The 7,443-nt window shown below is 68.2% G+C and carries 9 protein-coding genes; 6 read left to right on the top strand and 3 right to left on the bottom strand.

Annotation, left to right across the window (positions count from 1 at the left end):
- Positions 1-174: 174 nt before the first annotated feature.
- Genes F4X11_20495 through F4X11_20485 form a run of 3 tightly spaced genes read right to left on the bottom strand, consistent with a single transcriptional unit; the run spans position 175 to position 2,899 of the window.
- Positions 175-648 carry a hypothetical protein gene (locus F4X11_20495; protein ID MYN67376.1) on the bottom strand — a complete coding sequence of 158 codons (474 nt, stop codon included), beginning with the start codon at positions 646-648 and terminating at the stop codon, positions 175-177.
- On the bottom strand, positions 615-1,553 hold the full coding sequence (locus tag F4X11_20490) for a site-specific DNA-methyltransferase (GenBank protein MYN67375.1): 939 nt from the start codon (positions 1,551-1,553) through the stop codon (positions 615-617). The genes F4X11_20495 and F4X11_20490 overlap by 34 nt, the downstream gene beginning before the upstream one ends.
- Before the next feature lie 8 nt (positions 1,554-1,561).
- The gene (locus F4X11_20485) at positions 1,562-2,899 is read right to left on the bottom strand and encodes an aspartate aminotransferase family protein (protein MYN67374.1); all 1,338 of its coding nucleotides are present in this window, start codon (positions 2,897-2,899) and stop codon (positions 1,562-1,564) included.
- A gap of 146 nt (positions 2,900-3,045) precedes the next feature.
- Here F4X11_20485 and F4X11_20480 point away from each other — a divergent pair, with 146 nt between their 5' ends.
- The 6 genes from F4X11_20480 to F4X11_20455 all read left to right on the top strand — a co-directional run bounded on the left by F4X11_20480 (position 3,046) and on the right by F4X11_20455 (position 7,315).
- Positions 3,046-3,675 (top strand): hypothetical protein, encoded by a 630-nt coding sequence (locus F4X11_20480; protein MYN67373.1) that lies wholly within the window; start codon positions 3,046-3,048, stop codon positions 3,673-3,675.
- A gap of 56 nt (positions 3,676-3,731) precedes the next feature.
- Positions 3,732-4,580, top strand: coding sequence for a fumarylacetoacetate hydrolase family protein (locus F4X11_20475; GenBank protein MYN67372.1), 849 nt, complete (start codon positions 3,732-3,734; stop codon positions 4,578-4,580).
- 130 nt (positions 4,581-4,710) lie between these two features.
- On the top strand, positions 4,711-5,409 hold the full coding sequence (locus tag F4X11_20470; GenBank protein MYN67371.1) for a HupE/UreJ family protein: 699 nt from the start codon (positions 4,711-4,713) through the stop codon (positions 5,407-5,409).
- A gap of 10 nt (positions 5,410-5,419) precedes the next feature.
- On the top strand, positions 5,420-6,004 hold the full coding sequence (locus F4X11_20465; GenBank protein ID MYN67370.1) for a hypothetical protein: 585 nt from the start codon (positions 5,420-5,422) through the stop codon (positions 6,002-6,004).
- Positions 6,005-6,009: 5 nt separating this feature from the next.
- Positions 6,010-6,225: a hypothetical protein gene (locus tag F4X11_20460; protein ID MYN67369.1), complete on the top strand. Its 216-nt coding sequence runs from the start codon at positions 6,010-6,012 to the stop codon at positions 6,223-6,225.
- A gap of 73 nt (positions 6,226-6,298) precedes the next feature.
- Positions 6,299-7,315 carry a hypothetical protein gene (locus F4X11_20455; GenBank protein MYN67368.1) on the top strand — a complete coding sequence of 339 codons (1,017 nt, stop codon included), beginning with the start codon at positions 6,299-6,301 and terminating at the stop codon, positions 7,313-7,315.
- Positions 7,316-7,443: the final 128 nt, after the last annotated feature.

Below are 7,443 nucleotides of genomic sequence, written 5' to 3'. Positions count from 1 at the left end.
CATTCTGTAACTTACGGGTAGCCGCCTCGAGTTTCTTGGGACACTAGTGGGTACGACCCGTGAAAGTCCATTGTCTGCAACTCGAGGACCCCGAAACGTCCAACGCCCGCGAGGCCGTGGTCGGCGGCGGTGAGTTCGACGAGCGTCATGTCAAAGGACAATTCGGGAGATCGGTCAGTCGCACTTATGGAAAATCTCTCCGCCCAGCTTGTTCTGCAGGTAGACAACAGCCAAGGCGCCATGATGAACATCGTTGACGATTTTCGTCCGAACGGCATGGTTGGCGAGGGTGGGTGCAGGGACGACGAGCAACCGTTGATCCGGAGTCGCGCGAAAGAGTCTACGCACGACATCTTCTATCATGTCGGCATCGAGCGCCCGGTAAGGACATACCAGCCAATCCTGCCTGACGCCATTGCTTGCGTTGTTTATCGAGCAGACGCCGGAGGACGACGCGTTCTTGACGCATTCCCGTTTCTCTCGCGTGGCGGTCGTCAGAAAGGGGCACTGGGCGGCCTTTTGCGTGCGGAGCGCGTCCTTGCCTCCGTGGACGTCCGGATATGTTCGATAGCCGAACCACTCGCTGACGAAATTTCCGCGGTCACGGTTCCTCGTCATCGAGCCGAATCCAATAGTCTCAATTGGCATCTCTTCGTGAGGTCGGATGCCGCCTGGACATAGGTCGCGGATCTGTCGATGCCGATCGCGCGGCGTCCGGAAGCGACGGCCGCCGCCAGTGCCCGGCCGGTGCCGCAGAACGGATCGAGGACGGTTCCGCCGGGAGGGCAACTGCTGCGGATGCGCGGCCGGATCAGGGACTCGGGGAACGTCGCCGTATGTCCGTTCTCTCCAGGACGAACGTACTGCGTGATGACGTCGTTCGACCCCGCCTCGGTTTCCGACATGTCGTAGTAGTACCGGGCTCGGCCGTTCGTCGGCCGCATGACGAAATGGAAGAGATGTTCGTGGCTCAGGCGTAGACGGTCCGTTTCGGGGCGGGGGGGGACGTTCGGCTTGTGCCAGATCAGGTCGTTGCGAAGGATCCAGCGTCGTTCCTGCATCGCGATCGCGAACCGGGCGGGAACGAGAAGCAGTTGCTTCTCCTGACGGTAGCCGCCCATCGGAGTTCGCCGACGCTGCCTGGACTGGTCGCCCAGTCCCTGACGTCCACTCTGCCGGATGCTCGACCAGCGCGCGAAATAGGTGTCGCCGACGTTGATCCAGAGGCTGCCGGAGGGCTTGAGCGACAGGCGGAACCGCTCGAACATCTCGACCAGATGGGCCACGTACCAGTCGGGCAGCGGCTCCAGTCCGAGCGCGCCGCCGTTGCGGCGGTACCATTCGTATCCGGGAACGTCGGTCTTGTCCGCACCGGTCGCCAGCCAATCCTGGAATATGTTCCAGTTGTGATCTTGCTCGTACGTGCGGTGGCCCCAGTACGGCGGGCTCGTGATGAGCAGATCGATGCTCTGAGGAGCGAGGGACGGAAGCAGGTCGTACGCGTCGCCGTGCAGTACGGTGGCTGCCGGCGTCACTGTCGCGCAGGTGGCCATGCGGGAGTTCAGTCCAGCACGGCGCGGATCGCGTCGGTCAGGACGTCGATGGTCCGCTCGATCTGGGTGCTCGTGATCACCATCGGCGGCGCCAGCACGTAGGTGTCGGCCTTCACGCGGCTCACGAGTCCGCGTTCGATCGACGCGCGGAGCACGGCCGCGCCGATCCCGCGATCGACCGGAAACGACCGCTTCGTCGCCCGGTCCTCCACCAGCTCCACCGCGCACATCAACCCCTTGCCGCGGATGTTCCCGACGTGCGGGTGATCGGCCAGCGCCATTTGGAGCCGCGCGAGCAGCTCGTCGCCCTTGACGGCCGCCTGCTCGGGGAACTGCTCGTCCTCGATGATGCGCAGCGTCCGCAGCGCCACCGCGCAGCCGACGGGATGCGCGCTGTAGGTGTAGGCGTGCATCCACGGCTCGCCGCCCTCGTCGAGCGTCGCGGCCACGCGGTCGCTGATGCCGATGCCGCCGAAGGGGAAGTAGCCGGACGTGATGGCCTTGGCGAACTGCACGATGTCCGGCTCGACGCCCCAGTGATCGAGCGCGAAGAGGCGCCCGGTCCGCCCGAAGCCGGTGATCACCTCGTCGGCGACGAGCAGCACGTCGTAGCGGTCGCAGATCGCGCGGATACGCGGGAAGTAATCGTCCGGCGGGACGATGACGCCGCCGGCGCCCTGCACCGGCTCGGCGATGAACATCGCTACCGTGTCGGGACCCTCGCGCAGTATGGCCCGTTCGAGTTCGTTCGCCGCGGCCACCCCCTGGCTCTCGCCGGGCGGCGCCTCGTAGCGGTACGGGTCGGGGGCGGGGATGTGCGAGAAGCCCGGAACCCGAGGCTCGAACAACGGCCAGTAGCGGCTCAGCCCGGTGGCGCTCATCGCGGCCAGGGTGACCCCGTGGTAGCCGTTGATCCGGGAGATCACCTTCGTCTTGTCCGGCCGGCCGCACAGCTTCCAGAAGGCCCGCGCCATCTTGATGCTGCTGTCGGTCGCCTCGCCGCCGCCGCTGGTGAAGAAGAAGCGGTTGATCGACGGGTAGCAGAGCGCGGAGAGCCGTTCGGCCAGCTCGATGGCGCGCGGGTTGGAGCTGCCGGCGTAGCCGGATACGTAGGCCAGCTCGGCCGCCTGCTCGCGCATTGCGTCGGCCAGCTCCGTGCGGCCGTGCCCGGCCGTGACGTTCCAGAGCCCGGCGAGCCCGTCGATGTACTCGCGCCCGTCGGCGTCGGTGAGGATCGCGCCGTTGCCCTTCACCCACACGCGAGCGTCACGGTGCAGGGGCTCCTCGTGCAGCGGGTGGATGAGATGGGCGAGGTCGCGCGTCAGCAGGTCGGCGGTGGCGGTCATGGCTTGCTTCGCTTCGATGAGGCAGCGGGAGATTCCCGCGGGCGGCCTGCCGTACGGCAGGCGCGGGGCCGCCCGCGGCGTCGCCGGTGGCGGACCGCCCCTCGAAAGCAGAATAGCACGCGGGCGTGCTACGCTACGAGATCGGCATGGCGCATGAACCAGGCCGGCGATCGCTTCGTGCGGTACTCGCCGCGGCGGCGGCGTGCACGGCGGTTGCCGGGCTTGCGGTGGTTTCGGCGAGCCGGAGCGAGGAGCCGCGCCCCACCGCGCCGGCGGTTGCGGTGAGCGTGCCCGGGCTCGACGGGACGGATGTCCGGCCGCTCGCTCCCGCCGCCGGCGTCGAGGCGAACGTCCTGCTGTTCGTCATGACCGACTGCCCGATCTCCAACCGCTATGCGCCGGAGGTCCGGCGCCTGCACGGGGCGTTCGCCGGCGCGGTCCGTTTCTGGCTGGTCTACGTGGACGCCCACCGGCCCCTCGACGAGTTGCAGGAGCACAGGACGGCGTTCGGCTATCCGTTCGCAGCCCTGCGCGACGTGGACGGCGCGCTCGCGGCGCTGGCCGGCGCCACGGTCACCCCGGAGGCGGTGGTGTTCGACGCCGCGCAGCGGATGGTCTACCGGGGACGCATCGACGACCGCTACGTCTCGTTCGGCGTGGCGCGCAGGGCCCCCAGAACCCGCGATCTGCACGACAGGCTGCGCCGCCTCGCCGCCGGCGAGACCCTGGCGTTCTCCCAGACCCGGGCCGTCGGGTGCTATATTCCCGGCGCGTGAGCGGTTCGCTCGCGGTTGAGTTCCAGAGTTCCAGAGGAGGAAGGGCAATGAAGCGCATGCATCTCGTGTCGGCGGTCGTGGCGGTGGCGGTGCTGGCCGTCGGCGCGTCGGCGTTCGCGCAGGACGTGACGAAGTACGTGCGGTACGAGCACGACGGCGTCACCTCGTACGGCATCCTCGAGGGGGAGACGATCCACCAGCTCGACGGCAACGTGTTCGAGTCGCCGGAGCGGACCGGCGCCACCGTGGCGCTGGGCGACGTCACCCTGCTCGCGCCGAGCGAGCCGCAGAAGGTCGTCGCCGCCGGGCTGAACTACCGCAGCCACCTGGGCGGCGCGCAGCCGGCGGAGTACCCCGGCCTGTTCGACAAGCACGCCACGTCGCTCATCGGGCACGAGGCGGAAATCACCTACTACGAGGACGCCACCAACCTGCACTTCGAAGGCGAGATGGTGCTGATCATCGGCAAGCTGACGCGCGACGTCTCCGTCGAGGAGGCCCCCGACCACATCTTCGCCGTCGCGCCCGGCAACGACATCAGCGAGCGGGTCTGGCAGAGCAACGACCTGCAGTGGTTCCGGGCCAAGGGCGCGGACACCTTCGGACCGGTCGGGCCGGTCATGGCCCGCGGGGTCGACTACAACGATCTGCTGCTCCAGACGCGTGTCAACGGCCAGGTCATGCAGTCGCAGCGGACCCGCGATCTGCTGTTCGATTCCTCCTACCTGGTGAGCTACGTCAGCCGGTACGTGACGCTGGAGCCGGGCGACATGATCTTCACCGGCACGCCGGGGTCGACCTCGGCCATGCAGCCGGGCGACGTCGTCGAGATCGAGCTCGAGAGCGTCGGCGTGCTGCGCAACACCATCGGTCCGAAGGGCGGGCGGCCAACGAACGAGCAGTAGACGAGACCATATCGGCGGCGCGCGCCGCACCGTCGCGCGCGCCGAGCGGTCACCATTCCCGCGGGTCGGGCGCGGCGAGCCGCTGCCCGGCCCGTTGCATGTACGGGCGCTGGAACGTATCCTTCACGCCATGAGCGGTTTTCTGCGCTTCACCGTCGCCGCCTCGCTCCTGCTGGCGCCGCTCGTGCTGCCCGAGGCCGCCGCCGGCCACCCGATGGACACGCAGAACGCAGCGTTCGTCCAGGGCGTGGACGGTCCGGCGCCCGCCCCCTTCATGTACCTCGGGGCGAAGCACATGGTCACCGGCACGGACCACCTGCTGTTTCTGGTCGGGGTCATCTTCTTCCTGTACCGGCTGCGGGACGTGGTGCTGTACGTTAGCCTGTTCACACTGGGGCACAGCATCACGCTGCTGCTCGGCGTGCTCGGCGGGCTGGAGGTGAACGCCTACCTCATCGACGCCATCATCGGCCTGTCGGTCTGCTACAAGGCGTTCGAGAACATGGGCGGCTTCGAGCGCGTACTCGGCGTGCGCCCGAACACGAAGGCGGCGGTGCTGATCTTCGGGCTCTTCCACGGGTTGGGCCTCGCCACGAAGCTGCAGGAGTTCACCGTCACCGACAACGGCCTGGTCGCCAACATCCTGAGCTTCAACGTCGGGGTCGAGATCGGGCAGGTGCTGGCGCTCAGCGCCGTGCTCATCGGCATCACCGTGTGGCGGATGCGGCCGAGCTTCACACGACATGCCTTCGTGACGAACGCGGTGTTGATGGGCGGCGGATTCCTCCTCACGGCGCAGCAGTTGTTCGGCTACGTCTACTATCCCTAGGGTTCTTGAAATGGCCGAGCCTGCTCCCGCGTCCACCGCGCCGCCGACCTCCATCAAGCGGCTCGGCATCGCGGCGCTCGCCTCGCTGCTGGTGGCGGCGCTGGTCTTCGTCGGCGCCGTGCTGCCGGCCGAGCGCGGGGTCGATCCGCTCGGCACCGGCGAGCTGTTCGGTCTGCTCGCACTGGCGCAGGTCGTCGCAATCACGGCGGAAGAAGACGAGTACCGGATCGATTCGTACGAGTTCCGCGTGCGTCCCGGCGAATGGGTCGAGTACACCTACCGAATCCAGGAGGGCGGGGCGATGGTCTATTCCTGGGACGCCACCGGGCCTCTCGAATACAACTTCCACAGCGCACCGGACGGGGCGCCGCCCGGCTACGCCGAGAGCTTCGACGCGCAGGAGAACGACCTGGCGCACGGGAGCTACATAGCCCCCTTCACCGGCGTGCACGGCTGGTACTGGGAGAATCCCGGGACCGCAGAGGTGAGCGTCACCTTCGACACGGCCGGCTTCTACCGGGACGCCCACGTCGCCCGCGATCGCGTGGACGGCTACCGGACCCTCAGGGATCCGCGCGGCAACCCGGTGGAGTGATCCGATTGACACGCCGGGTCACCGGCCGGGGCCAGCCGGTCGCCACGCTCTCCCCGGTCGACATGACCGGTCAGTCCATCGACGCGCGCCTGAACCAACTCCGTGCCGAAGGCGTCGTGACCGGTACCGGCAAGCCCCTGTCACGGATGCACGAGCCGGTCGTCATACGTGGGCGTCCCCTCTCCGAGACCATCATCGAGGATCGGGAGGATCGATTCTGATCCCGAGCAGACCCCCACGGGCGACTTTCGAGGACGCGCATTGCCGCGTCCGGAGAGAATCGACGGAGAAGCGATGCACAAGCGGATTGCAGCCACGGTCGCGGTGGCGATGCTGGCGTTGACGCTGACGCACATCGCGACCGGGCAGCCGCGCGTCGCGCCCGATCCCGGCTACCGCGCGCCGCGCACCACCGATGGCCAGCCGGACATCTCCGGCATCTGGACCAACGACACCCTGACGCCGCTGGAGCGGCCGGCGCGGCTGGGCGACCAGGCCTTCCACACCGAGGAGGAGGCGGCCGAGATCGAGCGCCGCGGCCGGGAGATGCTCGAGCGCGACAACGCGCCGGGCAGCACGCGGACCACCGTGTCCGGGAGCCTGGCTCGCGGCTACAACTACTTCTGGAGCGACCCCCGCGAGTCGGTCGTCTACACCCGGCGCACGTCGATGATCGCCGATCCGCCGACCGGACGCGTGCCGACCCGGCCGGAGGCCGATGCGCGCGCCCGGTGGCTCGTCGCCAACCGCACCGACTCGCACGAGAACATGAGCCCGTACAGCCGCTGCATAACTCGCGGCGTGCCGGGCTCGATGATCCCGAACACCTACAACACCGGCAACCAGATCTTCCAGATCCCCGGCTACGTCGTCATCCTCTACGAGATGGTGCGCGAGCCCCGGATCATCCCGCTCGACGACCGGCCCTTCGTCGACTCGAAGATCGCCCAGTGGATGGGCGACGCGCGCGGGCGGTGGGAAGGGGAGACCCTGGTCGTGGAGACGCGGAACTTCACTCCCAAGGGCTGGATCACGCCGAACCAGAACGCGGGCCGGATGCACGGCGTCCCGGTCAGCCGCGATCTACGGCTGGTGGAGCGCTTCACCCGAGTGGCGGAGGATGTTCTCGACTGGGACGTGCGCGTCGAGGATCCGAACGTCTATACCCGGCCGTGGACCCTCGAGCTGCCGCTGAAACGCGACATGAGCTACGACCTCTACGAGTACGCCTGCCACGAGGGGAACCGCGCGGTGACCGGCATCCTCGGCGGCGCGCGCCACGAGGAGCGGCGGCGGGCGGCGGGGCACTGACCCGACGCGCGGGGGCACGCCTCGCGAAGGGCCTCGAGGCGCGGCCGTTGCGTCCGCGGGCGCCACCTGCCATCGGCGTGTCTCGTATAGACATCTGACGCTGCCGACGATCTTACGCGGGTAGATGG

Source organism: Acidobacteriota bacterium (genome assembly GCA_009861545.1).
Taxonomy (GTDB): domain Bacteria; phylum Acidobacteriota; class Vicinamibacteria; order Vicinamibacterales; family UBA8438; genus WTFV01.
Note: the sequence above shows the minus strand (reverse complement) of the source record. Positions and strands in the feature narration are given on the sequence as shown.

What these genes read in the sequence shown, in the direction of transcription:
- F4X11_20495 (MYN67376.1), bottom strand. Translation starts at nt 648, where the DNA reads ATGCCAATTGAGACTATTGGATTCGGCTCGATGACGAGGAACCGTGAC.
- F4X11_20490 (MYN67375.1), bottom strand. Translation starts at nt 1,553, where the DNA reads ATGGCCACCTGCGCGACAGTGACGCCGGCAGCCACCGTACTGCACGGC.
- F4X11_20485 (MYN67374.1), bottom strand. Translation starts at nt 2,899, where the DNA reads ATGACCGCCACCGCCGACCTGCTGACGCGCGACCTCGCCCATCTCATC.
- F4X11_20480 (MYN67373.1), top strand. Translation starts at nt 3,046, where the DNA reads ATGGCGCATGAACCAGGCCGGCGATCGCTTCGTGCGGTACTCGCCGCG.
- F4X11_20475 (MYN67372.1), top strand. Translation starts at nt 3,732, where the DNA reads ATGCATCTCGTGTCGGCGGTCGTGGCGGTGGCGGTGCTGGCCGTCGGC.
- F4X11_20470 (MYN67371.1), top strand. Translation starts at nt 4,711, where the DNA reads ATGAGCGGTTTTCTGCGCTTCACCGTCGCCGCCTCGCTCCTGCTGGCG.
- F4X11_20465 (MYN67370.1), top strand. Translation starts at nt 5,420, where the DNA reads ATGGCCGAGCCTGCTCCCGCGTCCACCGCGCCGCCGACCTCCATCAAG.
- F4X11_20455 (MYN67368.1), top strand. Translation starts at nt 6,299, where the DNA reads ATGCACAAGCGGATTGCAGCCACGGTCGCGGTGGCGATGCTGGCGTTG.